Genomic DNA, 18,876 nt, shown 5'->3' on the forward strand with positions numbered 1-18,876 from the left:
GTCCCCATTTTTCGGACAGGGCGATAAGCTATCATCTGGCCTGAACGAGGACGGGTTTTATGGGCAAGGTTACGCGGAAGAGGTATGCGGCAGAGTTCAAGTCACGGGTTGCGCTGGAGGCGATCCGTGGGGAACTGACGCTGGCGGAACTGGCTTCGAAACATGGGGTACATCAGACGATGATCGCCCAGTGGAAACGGCAGGCGATCGAGGGGATGGCGGCGACCTTTTCCGGGAAGACGGTGGCTGAGCCCCCGGTCAGCCCAGCTGACGTGGAGAAACTGCACGCGAAGATAGGCGAACTTCTCGTGGAACGGGATTTTTTACGCGATGCCTCTGCTCGGTTGGGCGTGATCAGAGGCGGCAGATGATTGACCCGAAGAGAGCATGCCTGCCGATAATCCGGCAATGCACGCTGCTGCAACTCAACCGGTCGGGCGTCTACTATCGGCCTGTGCCACAGAGCGAAGCCAATCTGGAGCTGATGCGGCTGATCGACGCCCAGTTCCTGGAAACGCCGTATTATGGCTCACGGCAGATGACATGGCATCTGCGCCGCCAGGGACATGAAGTGGGCCGCAAGCGGGTCCGGCGGCTCATGGCGATCATGGGCCTGCGGGCGATCTACCAGAAGCCGCGCACGACCGTGCCCCATCCGGAGCATCGGAAATATCCATATCTGCTACGGGATCTGGTCATCAATCGGCCTGACCAGGTCTGGTGTTCCGATATCACATATATTCCCATGAAACGGGGATTTCTCTATCTCGTGGCGATCATGGACTGGTTCACGCGCAAGGTCCTGTCCTGGCGTCTGTCGAACACGATGGACGTGGAGTTCTGTATCGAGGCGCTACAGGATGCCCTCATGCGCTATGGCGCCCCGGACATTTTCAATACTGACCAGGGGTCGCAATTTACGACACCCCGTTTCAGCGGGATACTGGAAGAGCGTCAGATCCGCATCAGCATGGATGGGCGCGGTCGCTGGCTGGACAACGTGTTCATCGAGCGTCTGTGGCGGTCGCTGAAATACGAATGCGTCTACCTGTACGCGTTCGAGACCGGATCAGAGCTGAGGGCCGGGCTTGGCAGATGGATCGCCCATTATAACGAAAGGCGTCCGCATACGGCGCTGGCTGGACGAACGCCCGATGAGGCGTATCATGACGTGCCGACGCCATCTGGTCCGGGGTTAACCCCGGACCAGATGGCCAACAGCAACGCCGTCAGAAGGGCGGCATAACAACAACCGGGTATAGCTTATCAAGCCCGCAAAACTGTCCGAACGGACGGGACCACCTCACATAGACGGTAGTTCCTGTTTCCCCGAAAACGGACGGGCGGATTTTTCATAAATAGGATAACAATCGATCTGTTATCTTTCGTTTCTAGCAGTGAGTGGACGCACAGCCGACTATGAGAAAAATATTGCTGAGCAAAGTCTGTCGGAAAGATGCTGTTGACCTTATTAAAGCTAATATAGAGAGCCGTTCTTATCACGCCCCCTGGACTCACCCCTTCATAACGCGTGAAGGCTTTGATACGTGGTTCGATGAACAGATGTCAGGCGCCAATATGGGGTTTGTTGCGCGCGATTTGGATACTGGACGTATTGTAGGCATCACCCATCTCAGCCAGATTTTCATGCGTGGCTTTCAGAATGCATATCTGGGCTATTATGGAATGATAGAGTTCTCTGGACGTGGCTTGATGACCGAAGCAGTACGCCTGACGGTAAAGGCTGCTTTCGATGACGTCGGACTGCACCGCCTGGAAGCAAACATTCAGCCTGGGAATATGAAATCTATAACGCTGGTTCGAAGGCTGGGGTTCCGTAATGAAGGCTTCTCACCCCGTTATCTTCGCATAAATGGGGAATGGCGTGACCATGAACGCTGGGCGTTGCTGCGAGATGAATCCTGATTTCTGAGTATTGGCCTTTTTCCATTTTTCTCAGAAGGCCGATATCCCAATTCATCAGTTTAAGTCGTCTACTCACCTATCAGACGTAACAGACGGACGGCGGTCGCCTCATAGCTGTCTTCTGTTGGATATCGTGCGAAGATGGGAAGCGGACATCAAAAAACCTTAAAACTTAAAAGCTCCACATCAGAGTTTTTTGAATTACGTACAGTTAGAGTATCTGGTATTTTTTGTGGTTTTTACGGCAATGCCTGTAAATTATATCTGATACTTCATTTCATATATACTTTTAGTGAAGCGGTTATATAAAATTTTCGATATTATTTACCATTAATTCCTATTATAAATAAAAAATAATCATTATTGCGCAGAATATTGACGCCAATAACGGAGAATATTATGATTGGTAACACATCGAAGCGGTTTTCATAGTGACGCACGAACTAACGTTATCTTGTCATCGAACCGAAGATTCTCTCAGGAGGGTTCTGTCCAGTGAAGCGACAGTACTTTAAAGATCTTCCAAGCGGTTATAGGCGCTCCTTTTGGAATTTGCCGCAGGGAGTTTCAAGGCGAGAGGATAATTGCTAATGTAACATTTTGGATGTCATTCTAGACGAATAGGCTTAACGAATATGATCCTGAAATCTGTTAGCGTTCTTGGTCTATTTGGATCAAAACCCGAAGTAAATTATATATTTAATGACGATTTAAATATAATAACCGGAAGAAATGGCTCCGGAAAAACTACAATAATGAAATTAGCTTGGTTTATAGTGAGTGGAAATATACTAAACGCTTTGAGGGAAATAGAATTTAGGTCAGTTACTGTTGAAACTGATTTATATAAGTGTTCGGTATTTAGAACTGGCCCGTTGACGTGCCGTATTGAACTAACCACCAGAAAAGGTACTAAAACTTACGAGGATAGTGAAGTCTTTGATGGAGATAGAGATTTTTTCACCCCCCCCAAGGCCGCAGAAGACCAAGTAAATCCCATTTTGCGGAATGAGGGAGGGTCAATATTTTTTCCGACTTTCCGTCGAATCGAGGGTGGGTTTTCCATGCAACAATCAACATCGTCAAATCGATCTCGCCCTTGGGCAATAGCTGAAGCTGAAATAGACGATATATTATCGTCACTTTCAAGAAGATTGACGAACAAAAATCACGTTTTTGTTTCTGCAATATCTACAGAGGACGTCGTTAGCCTACTAAGGAAAAGGTTCTCAGAGTTTTCCGAAGAAATCAATAAATATCAAGCGAAAATTTCAAAAAATGTTATCGACAAAATAAAAGTTTACCAGCGGGAGGAAAGCAATAGAGAGTATGCTGATACTTTATTATCAGAGACAAGGGAAGAAATTGAGAAAATAGAGTCGTTTAGATCGGAAAAAATGAGACCATTTGACGCGGTTACGAAGCTCGTCGAAAACTTATTTCAACATTCGGGAATATCTTTTGGCCCAAGACTGAATTTTGGCGATGCCGCTGAAGCTGTAAATAGTGACGTCCTATCTGCCGGCGAAAAGCAAATGTTGAGTTTTATATGCTACAATGCATTTACTAACGACTCGATAATATTCATAGATGAACCAGAATTAAGCTTGCACGTTGATTGGCAGCGAAGATTATATCCAATATTGCATAAGCAAAATCCAAAAAATCAGTTTATTTTTGCGACGCACTCACCTTTTATTTATGGAAAATATCCAGATAAGGAGGTTGCGCTTTCAGCTGATCGTGGAGCATCAGATGTCTGAGCAAAAGCCTATGCCTACCCCTTTAGAAATTTACGAACTACTTAAACGAAGTTCGCTTGATACCGTTTTGGTAGAAGGAAAAGACGATATTATATTTTATAGAAAAATAGAAGAAAGTCTTGAGGAAATAGATGTTGATATGCTTCCAGCTGGAAACAAAGAAAATGTATTGCTGGTTAAGAAAATGATTGAAGATTTCCCGATAAGTACAAGAGTTTTGTTCGTTGTCGATAAAGATTTGTGGGTTCATAAACTTCCAATACATATAAAAAATGTAGTTACTTCCTGCGGTTATTCTGTAGAGAACGATGCGTTTTGTGATGGACAGATAGAGGATCTTCTTACTCGTGCCGAAAGAGAAACGTTTGAAATAGAACTTGATAAATTCATAAAGTGGTATGCTTTGGCGGTCGACCGCACTCTTCGAGGAGAGCAGGCTGGATACCGCCATCACCCAAACAAGATACTCGATGATGATGATGAATATGCTAGACTGTGTGAGTTACGAGACGGAGAGTCTTATCCTGAAATTTTATATCGTGAAATAAAAAGAGAATATCGAAGCCTTCTGCGAGGAAAATCATTAATCCATTTAATTTTGAGACAACTATCAAAACGAAGTAGACCGGTAAAATTTTCTTCAAAACAAATAATATATTTAGGGTCATCGAGGATGGGAGATAAATTCTCTTTAATCAGGGGAAATATATCAAAATATTTTATGTAAATAAATTATTTATCATTGTAGGGTAAATTTTATTTTACTTTTATTATTACGTTTCTATGACGTCCGCTAATCAGAATTCTTTTCTAATAGCGGACAGTCTGAAATCCCCCCGTTGCCGACATTTAATAACTGCCTACCGGGGAAGCATGTACCATCTTTAGGGCATTGTCAGGTAGGGGGCGCTGCAGTTGTAGCGCATCGTCCAGAGGCCCCTTCATCCACAGGTCCAGTTCTTCCGGCCGGGTCAGGATTACCGGCATAGCTTTCGGATGAATGGCGCCGACTTCCCGATTGGCCGTGGTGGTCAGGAAGCCGAACAGGTCATCCGTCGTCTCGCCATCCGCCAGTTTTCGTACTGACGTCCACTGGCACCAGATTCCGGCAAAGAAAGCCAGCAGCTCCCCATCGCTGCGGGCAAACCAGACGGGCCTGCTGGTCCCATCCGGCAGGCGCTCCGGTTCGGAAAAGGCCGTGAGCGGCACGAGGCAGCGATGCGCCACACCTTCCCAGCGTTTCCACCAGGTCGAGGTGGGATTGCGGATATTGGTCACACCCCGATCGACCCTGTGGCCTTTCAGGTAGCCCGGCGGGGTCGGCATGCCCCATCGCGCCATGACCAGTTCACGCCCATCCGGCGCGTTCCGCACGATGGGCGCCATGGTGTTGGGCCAGATCTCGGGCAGGGGTTGGAGATTGCCGGTGCGGTCGGTCATGACCCGGGCCGCCTCCCGGATCGCCTGCTGACTGCTGGTCATCGCATAGAGGTTGCACATCACGCCATCCTTTCGCGATTCTCGATATGGGTGTCCTGCCGGACGGTATCCACCCTGCAGGACGGGGGTGGCCGGACTGTTCCTGATAAATCCCTGTACTTCAGACAGTTTTCATCAAGCCTGGACCGTGTGGCAGGCCTGTGCCCGCGTCCGGATCGCAACCACTTTTCCAGAATGGGTTGACATTCGTCACCGTGCCAGAACAAATAACGAACATAATCGCTAATTCCGTGCCAGAAACACCCGAATGGATTGTCCGACCCCATGCCCGCACCCCAACCCCGTCCCGCGCTGGAGGCGCTGAGAGCACAGGTCAGCCGCCTCGAAGGCCAGGGCCGGCGCAGGCGGGGCGTGCTGCCCTTCCGTGTGCCCGAGATTGACGATCGCCTGCCAGACGGCGGACTGGCGCTGGGCGCGCTGCATGAAGTGGCCGGCGGCGGCCATGACGCCCTGAATGCAGCGGCGTCCGGTCTGTTTTCTGCCGGGATCGCGGCCCGGACACGGGGCAAGGTGCTATGGATCGCCACCCGTCAGGACCTGTATGCCCCGGCACTGCAGCAGGTCGGGCTGTCGGCACGACGGACCATCTATGTCGCGGCCAGTTCGGACGTCGATGTGCTGGCCTGTTTCGAGGAAGCTCTGCGCCATCAGGGGCTGGGGGCGGTCGTGGCCGAGGTCGCCCGCCTGTCCATGACCGCGTCACGCCGCCTGCAGCTGGCGGCCGAGACATCCGGCGCGCTGGGCATCGCCATACGGCGCTGGCGGCGACAGACGGATGCGGCCGATTTTGGCCAGCCCACGGCGTCGGTCACCCGGTGGCGGGTCTCGGTCCTCCCATCCGTGTCGCTGCCAGTGCCCGGCGTCGGCCGGTCCCGCTGGCTGCTCGAACTGATCCGTGCCCGCGCGGGCGAATGCGCCGATTTCGAAGTGGAGGCCTGTGATGCCAAAGGGAGACTGGCACCGTGTCGTCTCACTCTACCTGCCGCTCTGGCCGACAGACCGGCTCAGGAAGCGGCTGGGAACCGACGCGCCCGCGCCTGACTGCCCATTGGTACTGGCCGGACGGGAAGGGCGGCGACGGGTCATCCTGTCGGTCGATCTCGCCGCCCGCAGGCTGGGCCTGCGCCCCGGCACGCCTGTCGCGAAAGCGCAGGCGCTCCATCCCGATCTGCTCATCATGGATGCCGACTTGGACGGTGACCGGGCAGGGCTGGAGCGGCTGGCGCTGTGGTTCCAGCACCGCATCGCCCCCATCGTGGCACCCGATCCGCCAGACGGCATCGTGCTGGATACGACCGGTGCCGATCATCTGCATGGGGGCGAGGCCGTCATGCTGGAGAACATGGTCACCCGCCTGAAGGAGGCCGGGATCACGGCCCGGGCCGCGATTGCCGATACATGAGGTGGTCCCGTCCGTTCGGACAGTTTTGCGGGCTTGATAAGCTATACCCGGTTGTTGTTATGCCGCCCTTCTGACGGCGTTGCTGTTGGCCATCTGGTCCGGGGTTAACCCCGGACCAGATGGCGTCGGCACGTCATGATACGCCTCATCGGGCGTTCGTCCAGCCAGCGCCGTATGCGGACGCCTTTCGTTATAATGGGCGATCCATCTGCCAAGCCCGGCCCTCAGCTCTGATCCGGTCTCGAACGCGTACAGGTAGACGCATTCGTATTTCAGCGACCGCCACAGACGCTCGATGAACACGTTGTCCAGCCAGCGACCGCGCCCATCCATGCTGATGCGGATCTGACGCTCTTCCAGTATCCCGCTGAAACGGGGTGTCGTAAATTGCGACCCCTGGTCAGTATTGAAAATGTCCGGGGCGCCATAGCGCATGAGGGCATCCTGTAGCGCCTCGATACAGAACTCCACGTCCATCGTGTTCGACAGACGCCAGGACAGGACCTTGCGCGTGAACCAGTCCATGATCGCCACGAGATAGAGAAATCCCCGTTTCATGGGAATATATGTGATATCGGAACACCAGACCTGGTCAGGCCGATTGATGACCAGATCCCGTAGCAGATATGGATATTTCCGATGCTCCGGATGGGGCACGGTCGTGCGCGGCTTCTGGTAGATCGCCCGCAGGCCCATGATCGCCATGAGCCGCCGGACCCGCTTGCGGCCCACTTCATGTCCCTGGCGGCGCAGATGCCATGTCATCTGCCGTGAGCCATAATACGGCGTTTCCAGGAACTGGGCGTCGATCAGCCGCATCAGCTCCAGATTGGCTTCGCTCTGTGGCACAGGCCGATAGTAGACGCCCGACCGGTTGAGTTGCAGCAGCGTGCATTGCCGGATTATCGGCAGGCATGCTCTCTTCGGGTCAATCATCTGCCGCCTCTGATCACGCCCAACCGAGCAGAGGCATCGCGTAAAAAATCCCGTTCCACGAGAAGTTCGCCTATCTTCGCGTGCAGTTTCTCCACGTCAGCTGGGCTGACCGGGGGCTCAGCCACCGTCTTCCCGGAAAAGGTCGCCGCCATCCCCTCGATCGCCTGCCGTTTCCACTGGGCGATCATCGTCTGATGTACCCCATGTTTCGAAGCCAGTTCCGCCAGCGTCAGTTCCCCACGGATCGCCTCCAGCGCAACCCGTGACTTGAACTCTGCCGCATACCTCTTCCGCGTAACCTTGCCCATAAAACCCGTCCTCGTTCAGGCCAGATGATAGCTTATCGCCCTGTCCGAAAAATGGGGACCACCTCTACATGGGGTGCTGCCCATGCGCTGGCGCGCTATGGCCGGGGACGCATCACCCTCGTGCCGCCCGGTGAGACGGCGGCAGCGATTGCCGACCTGCCCATTGAGGCCCTGCGCCTGCCAGCGGATATCATCGATGGCCTCCATGGGCTGGGCGTGTCACGCATCGGGCCGCTGGCCGGCATGCCGCGCGCGCCGCTGGCCCTGCGCTTCGGCCCGGATGTCGCCCGCAGGCTGGACCAGGCTTTCGGGCGGCAGGCGGAAGCCATTGTCCCGGTCCGGCTGCAGGCACCGGTGCAGGTCAGCCGGAACTTTGCCGAACCGATCAGTGCCGCCGAGACCATAGCCCGCTACATCACCAAACTCGTGCCGCCCCTGTGCGCCGGGCTGGAGGAACGCGAACAGGGCGTGCGCCGCCTCGACCTGCTGCTGCACCGGGTGGACAGCCACACCGAGGCCGTGCGCGTGGCAACGGCCATGCCGGTGCGGGACGTCAGACGCCTGACCCGTCTGCTCTGTGACAGGATCGAGACCATCGATCCGGGCTTCGGGATCGAGCGCATGGTGCTGACGGCTTCGCTGGCCGAGCCGATCCTGCATCGCCAGGGTGTGTCCACCCTGATCGAAGAAGAAGAGGCCGACGTCTCCGACCTGATCGATACCCTGGCCAACCGCGTCGGCACGCAGGCCCTGTATCGCTTTGCCCCAGTGGAAAGCGACGTGCCCGAACGGGCTGTCTGCCGCGTGCCCGCCCTTGCAGCCGAGGACGGAAAGGAGTGGCCGGATCACTGGCCACGCCCCACGCGCCTGCTGCCCCGTCCCGAGCCGATCCAGACCATGGCGGTGCTGCCCGACCATCCGCCGGTCTTCTTCATCTGGCGCGGCATCCGCCGCCGGATCAGATGCGCAGATGGCCCTGAGCGGGTCTTTGGCGAATGGTGGAAAGGGGATGCCGAACTGACCACCGTGCGGGACTATTTCCGGGTGGAAGACACCAGCGGGGAAACATTCTGGGTTTACCGGACAGGGGATGGCGAACATGGAGAGACCGGTTCGCAGGGCTGGTTCCTGCATGGTCTCTTTGAATGAGCATGCCATACGCCGAACTGCAGGTGACGAGTTATTTCTCGTTCCTGCGCGGCGCATCCTCACCGATTGAACTGTTCGAGCAGGCAAAGGCCCTTGGCATTGAAGCGCTGGGGATCTGCGACCGCAATTCGCTGGCAGGCATGGTGCAGGCCCATGTTGCCGCGAAAGAAACCGGCATCCGCCTGGTCGTGGGCTGCCGTCTCGACCTCGCCGATTTTGCGCCAGTGCTGGTCTACCCGACGGATCGGGGCGCTTATGGCCGATTGTGCCGATTGCTCACCCTTGGCAAGGCCCGGGCCGGGAAGGGGAAATGCCATCTGCTCTGGGAGGATCTGGTCACATGGGGCGAGGGCCTCCTTGTCATCCTGCTCCCGGATACGGCGGATGATGCCTGCGCCCTGCAGCTTCGCAAGCTGAAGGACGCCTTTGTCGACCGGGCCTATATGGCGCTGACCCTGCGGCGTCGGCCCAATGACCAGATGCGGCTGTATGAACTGGCGAACTTGGCCCATCAGGCGCGGGTGCCAGCGGTCGTGACCAATGACGTGCTGTTCCACACCCATGACCGGCGCATCCTGCAGGATGTGGTGACCTGCATCCGCAACCACACCACCATCGACGAGGCCGGCTTTGCCCGTGAGCGCCATGCGGACCGCTACCTCAAGCCGCCCGCGGAAATGGCCCGGCTGTTCAGCCGCTATCCCGAAGCGATGGCCCGGCCCATGGAGATCGTGGCCCGATGCCGCTTCAGCCTTGATGACCTGGCCTACCAGTATCCCGACGAGGTCTCCGTCCCGGGCCAGACGCCGCAGCAGGCGCTCGAAGCCCTGACCTGGGAAGGGGCGGCAACGGCCTATCCCGAAGGGATTCCGCCCGAGGTCAGGAAAACCCTCAGCCATGAACTCGCCCTGATCGGGCGCATGGATTATGCCCCGTATTTCCTTACCGTCCACAGCATCGTCCGCCATGCCCGATCGCAGGGCATCCTGTGCCAGGGGCGGGGATCAGCGGCCAATTCCGCTGTCTGCTACGTGCTGGGCATTACCGCCATCGATCCGGCACGGACGTCGCTGCTCTTCGAGCGGTTCGTCTCCGAAGAGCGCCGTGAGCCACCGGATATCGACGTGGATTTCGAACACGCGCGCCGGGAGCAGGTGATCCAGTGGATTTATGGTCATTATGGCCGCAACCACGCTGCCCTTACAGCTGTAGTCACACGTTATCGCGCCAAGGGCGCGCTACGCGATGTCGGCAAGGTCATGGGCCTGCCCGAAGACTTGATCCGCACCCTGTCCGGCCAGATCTGGGGCTGGGGGCGGAAGCTGGATGAGGACGCGCTGAATGAGACGGGGATCGATATGTCCGACCGGCGCATCCGGCTGACGCTGGATCTGGCCCGCTGCCTGATCGGCGTGCCGCGCCACCTGTCGCAGCATCCCGGCGGGTTTGTCCTGACCCGTGACCGGCTGGATGAACTGGTACCGATCGAACCGGCGGCCATGGACGCTCGCCAGATCATCGAATGGGACAAGGACGATATCGACGTCCTGAAATTCATGAAGGTCGATGTGCTGGCGCTGGGCATGCTGACCTGCATGAAGAAGGGGCTGGACCTTCTGGCCGAACACAAGGGGCAGCATTACACGCTGCAGACCATCCCGGCCGAGGATCCCCGGACTTACGCCATGATCCGGAAGGCCGACACGATCGGGGTGTTCCAGATCGAGAGCCGCGCGCAGATGTCCATGCTGCCACGTCTCAGGCCCCGGGTGTTCTATGATCTGGTGATCGAGGTCGCCATCGTCCGGCCCGGCCCCATTCAGGGCGACATGGTGCATCCCTATCTGCGCCGGCGGGCCGGGCAGGAAAAGGCAGTCTACCCGACGCCGGAACTCGAAAAGGTGCTCAGGAAGACGCTGGGCATTCCGCTATTCCAGGAACAGGTGATGCAGGTGGCCATGGTCTGTGCCGGGTTTTCGGCATCCGAGGCCGACCAGTTGCGCCGCGCCATGGCCACCTTCAAGAATACCGGCACCGTCTCGCGCTTCCGCACGCGCCTGATCGAGGGGATGACGGCGCGCGGTTATCCCGAGACCTTTGCCGAGCGCATCTTCCAGCAGCTTGAGGGGTTTGGCAGTTACGGCTTTCCCGAAAGCCATGCCGCCAGCTTCGCCATTCTGGCCTATTCGTCATCCTGGATGAAATGCACCCATCCGGATGTGTTTCTGGCAGCACTCCTGAACAGCCAGCCCATGGGCTTTTATGCGCCCGCACAGCTTGTGCGCGACGCGCGCGAGCATGGGGTCGAGATCCGGCCGATCTGCATCAACGCTTCGCGCTGGGACAGCACGCTCGAAGGCCCGGAGCGGGATGACGGGCTGTTTGCCGTCCGCCTGGGCATGAAGCTGGTGAAAGGGCTGGCCAATGAAGATGCGGCCCGCATCGTAGCGGCTCGGGGCGACCGATCCTTTGTCTCGGTCGACGATTTGTGGCGTAGGGCAGGGGTGAAGGGGGTGGCCCTGACCCATCTGGCCGAGGCGGACGCTTTCCGGCCGGGGCTGGGCCTGGCCCGGCGCGAGGCGCTGTGGGCCATCAAGGCATTACGTGACGAACCTCTGCCGCTGTTTGCCGCAGCCGCCGTCGTGCGTGAGGCGGAAGAACCTGATGTGCTGCTCCAGCCCATGCGGGACGGGGCCGAGGTCGCGCGCGATTACAACCACACCGGCCTGACCCTGCGGGATCATCCCCTGGCCTTCCTGCGTGCCGACCTTATCGAGCGTGGAATGGTGACGTGTCGGCAGGCGTTCGAGGCAAGGGCCAGGAGCAGCCTGTCGGTGGCTGGGCTGGTACTGGTCCGCCAGCGGCCCGGTTCGGCCGAGGGCGTGGTGTTCATGACGTTGGAGGACGAAACGGCGGCGATCAACGTGATTATCTGGCCCGATATTTTTGAACGTTTCCGCCGGATGGTCCTGTCAGGACAGATGCTGGGGGTTGTGGGGCGACTGCAGAAGGAAGGAGAGGTCGTTCATCTGGTAGCGCGTGAGATTGTTGATCTTTCCCACTTGCTGGCCGATATGGGGAACCGGTCGCTACAGGTCTTCCCCGACCATGACCAAGATCGCTGGCCAGAAAATATCGTGGTAAAGGCGCGGAATTTCCATTGAATGTTGTGTCAGCAGGATAATCCAAGTTCGTGATGTCTGCTTACGCCTCATAGCAGACTTATTTGCGTGAATGCAGTTATCCCGTAAGTGGACACTGTACGTAATCGGCTGTAGGCGGATTGAGGTACATAACGGAAGGCGCGAGCTAAGCTATCGATCCTTACCACTGGCCAAGTTAGCAAAAGAATGCTTATTTGTTGTGCAGACTGCAAGAGTATGTGCACGGGAAGGTTTTGAAGCAATGGATTTAAAGCAGCAACTTGAGCTGCTTCTGGGTAATTTCACGCATCTTGAAAGTCGGCTTCGACATCTGAGTTATGATACCACCGCGTGTGGTAAGCGGATCGAAGTGCGATGCAGCTACGTGTCTTTCCAGGCCGGTGTGCAAACAATCGATGATTTTATCGACTTGTTAGCAAACCATATCGTTCCGTTTTGTCTTCCACGGTCCGCCATCAGACATGCTCAAAATGCCATCATCAGCGGCGACTATGTTACCGCGGGTCGTATTGCTTCTGAGCTTGTCAATAAAGCTAATGCTCTGTTTATCAAAGCCAAAAAAGGCAGTCACCGATCCGGTGAGGCGGCAGAGATCCTTTTGTATATTTTGAACGAATGGATCTTGAAGGCTCCGCAAATTGTTTCAAAAATGTATTTAAAGACCAACAACAATATGCCCGTCCATGGTACGGATGGCATCCACGCACGTTATGATGAAGACAGCAAAAAATTATATGTGTATTGGGGTGAGTCAAAAGCGCACAAGACACTAAATGGTGCTCTTGACAGTGCACTCTCGTCTATCGACGAATTCATTAAAGACGGCCAAGAGAAGCGTGAAATCGACATTATCTCCAGTTACTCTGACTTAGCGGATATAAAGGACGAGGCTAAGAAAGCCCTTCTGGATTACGTGGATCCGTGAGGTGGTCCCGTCCGTTCGGACAGTTTTGCGGGCTTGATAAGCTATACCCGGTTGTTGTTATGCCGCCCTTCTGACGGCGTTGCTGTTGGCCATCTGGTCCGGGGTTAACCCCGGACCAGATGGCGTCGGCACGTCATGATACGCCTCATCGGGCGTTCGTCCAGCCAGCGCCGTATGCGGACGCCTTTCGTTATAATGGGCGATCCATCTGCCAAGCCCGGCCCTCAGCTCTGATCCGGTCTCGAACGCGTACAGGTAGACGCATTCGTATTTCAGCGACCGCCACAGACGCTCGATGAACACGTTGTCCAGCCAGCGACCGCGCCCATCCATGCTGATGCGGATCTGACGCTCTTCCAGTATCCCGCTGAAACGGGGTGTCGTAAATTGCGACCCCTGGTCAGTATTGAAAATGTCCGGGGCGCCATAGCGCATGAGGGCATCCTGTAGCGCCTCGATACAGAACTCCACGTCCATCGTGTTCGACAGACGCCAGGACAGGACCTTGCGCGTGAACCAGTCCATGATCGCCACGAGATAGAGAAATCCCCGTTTCATGGGAATATATGTGATATCGGAACACCAGACCTGGTCAGGCCGATTGATGACCAGATCCCGTAGCAGATATGGATATTTCCGATGCTCCGGATGGGGCACGGTCGTGCGCGGCTTCTGGTAGATCGCCCGCAGGCCCATGATCGCCATGAGCCGCCGGACCCGCTTGCGGCCCACTTCATGTCCCTGGCGGCGCAGATGCCATGTCATCTGCCGTGAGCCATAATACGGCGTTTCCAGGAACTGGGCGTCGATCAGCCGCATCAGCTCCAGATTGGCTTCGCTCTGTGGCACAGGCCGATAGTAGACGCCCGACCGGTTGAGTTGCAGCAGCGTGCATTGCCGGATTATCGGCAGGCATGCTCTCTTCGGGTCAATCATCTGCCGCCTCTGATCACGCCCAACCGAGCAGAGGCATCGCGTAAAAAATCCCGTTCCACGAGAAGTTCGCCTATCTTCGCGTGCAGTTTCTCCACGTCAGCTGGGCTGACCGGGGGCTCAGCCACCGTCTTCCCGGAAAAGGTCGCCGCCATCCCCTCGATCGCCTGCCGTTTCCACTGGGCGATCATCGTCTGATGTACCCCATGTTTCGAAGCCAGTTCCGCCAGCGTCAGTTCCCCACGGATCGCCTCCAGCGCAACCCGTGACTTGAACTCTGCCGCATACCTCTTCCGCGTAACCTTGCCCATAAAACCCGTCCTCGTTCAGGCCAGATGATAGCTTATCGCCCTGTCCGAAAAATGGGGACCACCTCTCCGTATTCTCAGGCCTCGCTCAATCGAGTGCCATGCTTCTCTTGCCTGCTGATCCACCAGTTTGACCACAAGAACGATCCGCAACTCTCAGACGAAGATATTGAAGCAGCATATGTCAGCGCAGTAAATGCTTCGTTCCATGCGTTCATTGATGACATAAAATCCAAGATCGAGGCAAAGGGCTTATCCTTGCGTCGCTTTGAGTTTTTCCTCGTGCCGGTTCCTTCTGCTCAGGATTTCCGCGACAAGTTCCAAGCTAAAATTGGGTGGCCCAATGATTGAAGAGCTATCCAGTCGAATCTGGAGCCATGACCAGTTTCATCAGGAAGTTGGTAAGCTGCGAGAGATGATTCTTCGGCATCGCTTTGTTGAGCCTATTTCCTCAGATGGGATATCCGAAGACATGCTGGTGCGGCTTCTACAGTGCTCGATGACGCTTTCCGCGTCGTCTTCACTCGAACACAGACAGACTGCCTACCAAATAGCGACAGCGGCTGCAGAGATGTCGGCTCAATTCCCCGGCGCACGATATGCGCTGCTACTCGTTCTGAACCGCCTCAGCAACTTCCCAACCCTCGCTTATGCACGACGCCGATTTGACGTCACGGAAACAGGCCTGCCAGTTCGTTCATATGCAGAAACCACCGACCGAGCTGCAGCAAACACAATACACCTCGCGGAACGCGACGTTGCTCTCACCGACTTTCAGTTTAAGCTTTGGGCGCACCTGACAAGCGGCAAGAACGTCGGCATATCCGCGCCAACTTCTGCTGGAAAGTCGTTTGTTCTCCAGGCATACGCCCAGAAAGTTCTAATTGCAGGCACCGTGAATAACGTGGCGTTTCTGGTGCCGACGCGCGCGCTTATCAATCAGGTATCTGACGATGTGTCCGCTTGGCTCTCAGCTTCGGACTTGGATGTTGAGCTTGTGACAACACCATTTCCAAGTGGAAGCGTGAGGTGGTCCCGTCCGTTCGGACAGTTTTGCGGGCTTGATAAGCTATACCCGGTTGTTGTTATGCCGCCCTTCTGACGGCGTTGCTGTTGGCCATCTGGTCCGGGGTTAACCCCGGACCAGATGGCGTCGGCACGTCATGATACGCCTCATCGGGCGTTCGTCCAGCCAGCGCCGTATGCGGACGCCTTTCGTTATAATGGGCGATCCATCTGCCAAGCCCGGCCCTCAGCTCTGATCCGGTCTCGAACGCGTACAGGTAGACGCATTCGTATTTCAGCGACCGCCACAGACGCTCGATGAACACGTTGTCCAGCCAGCGACCGCGCCCATCCATGCTGATGCGGATCTGACGCTCTTCCAGTATCCCGCTGAAACGGGGTGTCGTAAATTGCGACCCCTGGTCAGTATTGAAAATGTCCGGGGCGCCATAGCGCATGAGGGCATCCTGTAGCGCCTCGATACAGAACTCCACGTCCATCGTGTTCGACAGACGCCAGGACAGGACCTTGCGCGTGAACCAGTCCATGATCGCCACGAGATAGAGAAATCCCCGTTTCATGGGAATATATGTGATATCGGAACACCAGACCTGGTCAGGCCGATTGATGACCAGATCCCGTAGCAGATATGGATATTTCCGATGCTCCGGATGGGGCACGGTCGTGCGCGGCTTCTGGTAGATCGCCCGCAGGCCCATGATCGCCATGAGCCGCCGGACCCGCTTGCGGCCCACTTCATGTCCCTGGCGGCGCAGATGCCATGTCATCTGCCGTGAGCCATAATACGGCGTTTCCAGGAACTGGGCGTCGATCAGCCGCATCAGCTCCAGATTGGCTTCGCTCTGTGGCACAGGCCGATAGTAGACGCCCGACCGGTTGAGTTGCAGCAGCGTGCATTGCCGGATTATCGGCAGGCATGCTCTCTTCGGGTCAATCATCTGCCGCCTCTGATCACGCCCAACCGAGCAGAGGCATCGCGTAAAAAATCCCGTTCCACGAGAAGTTCGCCTATCTTCGCGTGCAGTTTCTCCACGTCAGCTGGGCTGACCGGGGGCTCAGCCACCGTCTTCCCGGAAAAGGTCGCCGCCATCCCCTCGATCGCCTGCCGTTTCCACTGGGCGATCATCGTCTGATGTACCCCATGTTTCGAAGCCAGTTCCGCCAGCGTCAGTTCCCCACGGATCGCCTCCAGCGCAACCCGTGACTTGAACTCTGCCGCATACCTCTTCCGCGTAACCTTGCCCATAAAACCCGTCCTCGTTCAGGCCAGATGATAGCTTATCGCCCTGTCCGAAAAATGGGGACCACCTCTGCGATCTTCCGAAGCGTGCAGCTTATGTCGTTACTCAGGAGCGTATGCAGTTGTTGCAGATCGCGCACCCGAGCTTGAGCTTTGAATTAATGGTCGTCGATGAAGCGCAAAGCATCGGTGACGGTCCGCGCGGAGTAATTTTATCGTCTGTCATTGAGGAAGCTCTGGAACGGAATGGTCTTATGCAGCTTCTTTTTGCAGGCCCCAACCTGAGCAACCCCGACCGTCTGGGGAGACCATTCGGATTCGCACCTTCCTCAATCCGGACTGAAGAAGCGTCGGTTACTCAAAATATAGTCTTCGTTGACTGCGATGACTCGCGTCCAAGCTATGCAAAGCTTGCCCTATGGGCTGAAGGTCAAAGGATTCCATTCGGACAAGTAGACTGCGAGCAACCGTTAACTGATCATCGAAATAAGCTGGTAAACGTGGCTTTCAGGTTGGGTGCTGGGGGCCAAAACCTTGTCTATGCCCTCGGGCCTGCAGAATGCGAACAGATTGCGTTTGGCTTGGCCGACCGTGAAACTGCATCTACGAGCTACTTGCAGGAGCTGGCTGCCTTTATCAAGGAAGCCGTGCATGAGAAATACCCGCTGGCACAGAATGTTATGAGACAAGTTGGCTATCACTATGGACGCCAGCCCTCGCTGGTGCGCAAGGCGATTGAGGATGCTTTTAGCGAGGGTCATCTTCAGTATCTGGTAACGACAAGCACACTTCTCTATGGCGTAAATCTGCCCGCGCAAAACCTGTTTCTTCACAATCCCGAAAGGGGGTCTAACCAGCCGATATCTTCCAACGATTTTTGGAATTTGGCGGGACGGGCTGGTCGGATGGGCAAAGAGTTCTCTGGTAACATTTTTTTGATTGATTATGGGGACTGGAAATCCGATCCGATAAACGGACCAAAGGATGCAGAAATTATTCCTTCAATTGAGGACCATGTAGTCTCGCGGGTCGAGGAACTAATCACTTATATTAATGATCCCGAGCGTATTCCGGACCGGGACAAGCCGGATGAGTTGGAGAATACATTTGTAAAGCTCGTGCGGGACCATTTCGATGGTCGGTTGGAAAGTACTCTTTCCAATCTTGGGCTGGATATAACGTCGGAATCAGCTAAGAAACTCGCTCAAGCAGTCGCCGAATCAGTGGTTGGGAAGGATATCGGCCGGGAAACGCTTTTAGCTTCCCCGACAGTTTCTGTACACCGCCAGCAATCGTTATACGACAGACTGGAAGTAAGCCTTACCAAAAAAGGCCCCTCTTATATCATTCCAAAGCATCCGCGCGATAGCGGCGCTTATCAGTCATATCTCGCAGCTATCCGTCGATGCCATTCTGAAATTCTCAAATATCCCTCGTCCGACAAATCAGAGCGATACTATGCCCAAATAGCTCTCCGGTGGATGAAAGGGGATCCACTACCGCAGATTATCGACGAGAGCTATAATTACAAAATCCAGCAAGGGCTATCGCCCAACTATCCGACAGTGATTCGTAGTACCCTGACAGAGATAGAAAAAGATCTTCGCTTCAAGTATGTACGCCTGTTCTCATGTTACAATGCTGTGCTCGAACTGCTGCTCAGAAACAAAGGTATGAACGAATTGACCGTGTCCATTCCGGCATTGCCTATGTATCTAGAAGTAGGGGCATGCTCCACTACAATGATAAGCTTCATGGGCCTCGGGCTTTCCCGATTTACCGCAGGGAGGTTGAGCGGTCTTCCGCGCCAGCAGGATATGACTCAATCAGCTGCAAAAGTTTGGCTCAAGCGCCAGGATCTCGACACACTGGAATTGCCCCAAGCGTCTGTTAAAGAAATACGGCGACTGGTGTCTTAATTATTCTGGTAAATGACATTCGTACATTTATGCTAGACCACCTAAAATAGGACATCTTATGGTGATGTTAAGTGGTCCTTTGATACTCGATTGAGATGTCTACTTCATGGTAGGAGCAAGCATGCGCGGCGGCTGATGCGAACGACCGGCTCGTATTTAGCCGGAATAGTCGCCAGTTATACTGGATGAATGAACAGAGAGTGAAGTTAAAAAGCGGCTGGGCCGCGTGTCTATTCAGTGAACATAAAGCTGACAGGCAGTAATCGTCTTCATATTGGTCATATGAGCTGCTACATCCTTTCCACATAGCGGACATAATTAGTTCAAAGCACTGCTGCTGATTCGGGTTGTTAGCCGCCTGGGCGAAGTTGGGAAGG

Annotated in this window: 16 protein-coding genes; 12 read left to right on the forward strand and 4 right to left on the reverse strand. The window is 55.4% G+C overall.

The features are described 5' to 3' along the window. The first annotated feature begins 59 nt into the window (after window positions 1-59). The 4 genes from S101446_RS04315 to S101446_RS04330 all read left to right on the forward strand — a co-directional run bounded on the left by S101446_RS04315 (window position 60) and on the right by S101446_RS04330 (window position 4,416). Window positions 60-1,246, forward strand: a protein-coding gene (locus S101446_RS04315) for an IS3 family transposase (RefSeq protein ID WP_118963845.1) whose coding sequence is annotated in 2 segments (ribosomal slippage) — window positions 60-318 and window positions 318-1,246 — 1,188 coding nt in all. Because the reading frame shifts where the segments join, the coding sequence is not laid out codon by codon here. Between the two features lie 173 nt (window positions 1,247-1,419). Continuing rightward, a complete protein-coding gene (locus S101446_RS04320) occupies window positions 1,420-1,926 on the forward strand; it encodes a GNAT family N-acetyltransferase (RefSeq protein WP_087607731.1) in 507 nt (168 codons plus the stop codon). Between the two features lie 635 nt (window positions 1,927-2,561). Then, on the forward strand, window positions 2,562-3,689 hold the full coding sequence (locus S101446_RS04325; RefSeq protein ID WP_087607732.1) for an AAA family ATPase: 1,128 nt from the start codon (window positions 2,562-2,564) through the stop codon (window positions 3,687-3,689). Further along, complete coding sequence (locus S101446_RS04330) at window positions 3,682-4,416, forward strand: DUF4435 domain-containing protein (protein WP_087607733.1); 735 nt, start codon at window positions 3,682-3,684, stop codon at window positions 4,414-4,416. The genes S101446_RS04325 and S101446_RS04330 overlap by 8 nt, the downstream gene beginning before the upstream one ends. Before the next feature lie 122 nt (window positions 4,417-4,538). On the opposite strand, the gene S101446_RS04335 is transcribed toward S101446_RS04330, so the two are convergent. Continuing rightward, complete coding sequence (locus tag S101446_RS04335) at window positions 4,539-5,189, reverse strand: SOS response-associated peptidase (RefSeq protein WP_087607734.1); 651 nt, start codon at window positions 5,187-5,189, stop codon at window positions 4,539-4,541. 264 nt (window positions 5,190-5,453) lie between these two features. Between S101446_RS04335 and S101446_RS04340 the strand changes: the two genes are divergently transcribed. Both S101446_RS04340 and S101446_RS04345 read left to right on the forward strand, forming a co-directional pair. After that, a complete protein-coding gene (locus S101446_RS04340) occupies window positions 5,454-6,230 on the forward strand; it encodes an ImuA family protein (protein WP_087607735.1) in 777 nt (258 codons plus the stop codon). Between the two features lie 7 nt (window positions 6,231-6,237). Beyond that, window positions 6,238-6,591, forward strand: coding sequence for a Y-family DNA polymerase (locus tag S101446_RS04345; protein WP_456303539.1), 354 nt, complete (start codon window positions 6,238-6,240; stop codon window positions 6,589-6,591). Between the two features lie 57 nt (window positions 6,592-6,648). Here S101446_RS04345 and S101446_RS04350 read toward each other — a convergent pair. After that, a protein-coding gene (locus tag S101446_RS04350) for an IS3 family transposase (protein ID WP_118963845.1) occupies window positions 6,649-7,835 on the reverse strand; the annotation gives its coding sequence in 2 pieces (ribosomal slippage) (window positions 6,649-7,577 and window positions 7,577-7,835; 1,188 coding nt in all). Window positions 7,836-7,886: 51 nt separating this feature from the next. Here S101446_RS04350 and S101446_RS04360 point away from each other — a divergent pair. The 3 genes from S101446_RS04360 to S101446_RS04370 all read left to right on the forward strand — a co-directional run bounded on the left by S101446_RS04360 (window position 7,887) and on the right by S101446_RS04370 (window position 13,073). After that, window positions 7,887-8,984 carry a Y-family DNA polymerase gene (locus S101446_RS04360; protein ID WP_341865152.1) on the forward strand — a complete coding sequence of 366 codons (1,098 nt, stop codon included), beginning with the start codon at window positions 7,887-7,889 and terminating at the stop codon, window positions 8,982-8,984. Next, a complete protein-coding gene (locus S101446_RS04365) occupies window positions 8,981-12,148 on the forward strand; it encodes an error-prone DNA polymerase (protein ID WP_087607737.1) in 3,168 nt (1,055 codons plus the stop codon). Before S101446_RS04360 ends, S101446_RS04365 begins: the two co-directional genes overlap by 4 nt. A 241-nt stretch (window positions 12,149-12,389) precedes the next feature. Then, window positions 12,390-13,073, forward strand: coding sequence for a HamA C-terminal domain-containing protein (locus tag S101446_RS04370; protein WP_157684819.1), 684 nt, complete (start codon window positions 12,390-12,392; stop codon window positions 13,071-13,073). A 57-nt stretch (window positions 13,074-13,130) separates the two neighbouring features. On the opposite strand, the gene S101446_RS04375 is transcribed toward S101446_RS04370, so the two are convergent. Beyond that, window positions 13,131-14,317 (reverse strand): IS3 family transposase gene (locus S101446_RS04375; RefSeq protein ID WP_118963845.1). Its coding sequence is split into 2 segments (ribosomal slippage): window positions 13,131-14,059 and window positions 14,059-14,317, totalling 1,188 coding nucleotides; the frame shifts between segments, so codons are not numbered across the junction. 24 nt (window positions 14,318-14,341) lie between these two features. Here S101446_RS04375 and S101446_RS04385 point away from each other — a divergent pair. Beyond that, window positions 14,342-14,665 carry a hypothetical protein gene (locus tag S101446_RS04385; protein ID WP_157684820.1) on the forward strand — a complete coding sequence of 108 codons (324 nt, stop codon included), beginning with the start codon at window positions 14,342-14,344 and terminating at the stop codon, window positions 14,663-14,665. Further along, window positions 14,658-15,416 carry a DEAD/DEAH box helicase gene (locus S101446_RS04390; RefSeq protein ID WP_157684821.1) on the forward strand — a complete coding sequence of 253 codons (759 nt, stop codon included), beginning with the start codon at window positions 14,658-14,660 and terminating at the stop codon, window positions 15,414-15,416. Before S101446_RS04385 ends, S101446_RS04390 begins: the two co-directional genes overlap by 8 nt. On the opposite strand, the gene S101446_RS04395 is transcribed toward S101446_RS04390, so the two are convergent. Further along, a protein-coding gene (locus S101446_RS04395) for an IS3 family transposase (RefSeq protein WP_118963845.1) occupies window positions 15,400-16,586 on the reverse strand; the annotation gives its coding sequence in 2 pieces (ribosomal slippage) (window positions 15,400-16,328 and window positions 16,328-16,586; 1,188 coding nt in all). The two genes, S101446_RS04390 and S101446_RS04395, sit on opposite strands and share 17 nt — an antisense overlap. A gap of 116 nt (window positions 16,587-16,702) precedes the next feature. On the opposite strand from S101446_RS04395, the gene S101446_RS04405 reads away from it, so the two are divergent. Further along, on the forward strand, window positions 16,703-18,499 hold the full coding sequence (locus S101446_RS04405) for a helicase-related protein (RefSeq protein WP_157684822.1): 1,797 nt from the start codon (window positions 16,703-16,705) through the stop codon (window positions 18,497-18,499). The last annotated feature ends 377 nt before the right edge of the window (window positions 18,500-18,876 follow it).

Origin of the sequence: Komagataeibacter europaeus (genome assembly GCF_002173515.1) — a bacterium.
Taxonomy (GTDB): domain Bacteria; phylum Pseudomonadota; class Alphaproteobacteria; order Acetobacterales; family Acetobacteraceae; genus Komagataeibacter; species Komagataeibacter europaeus.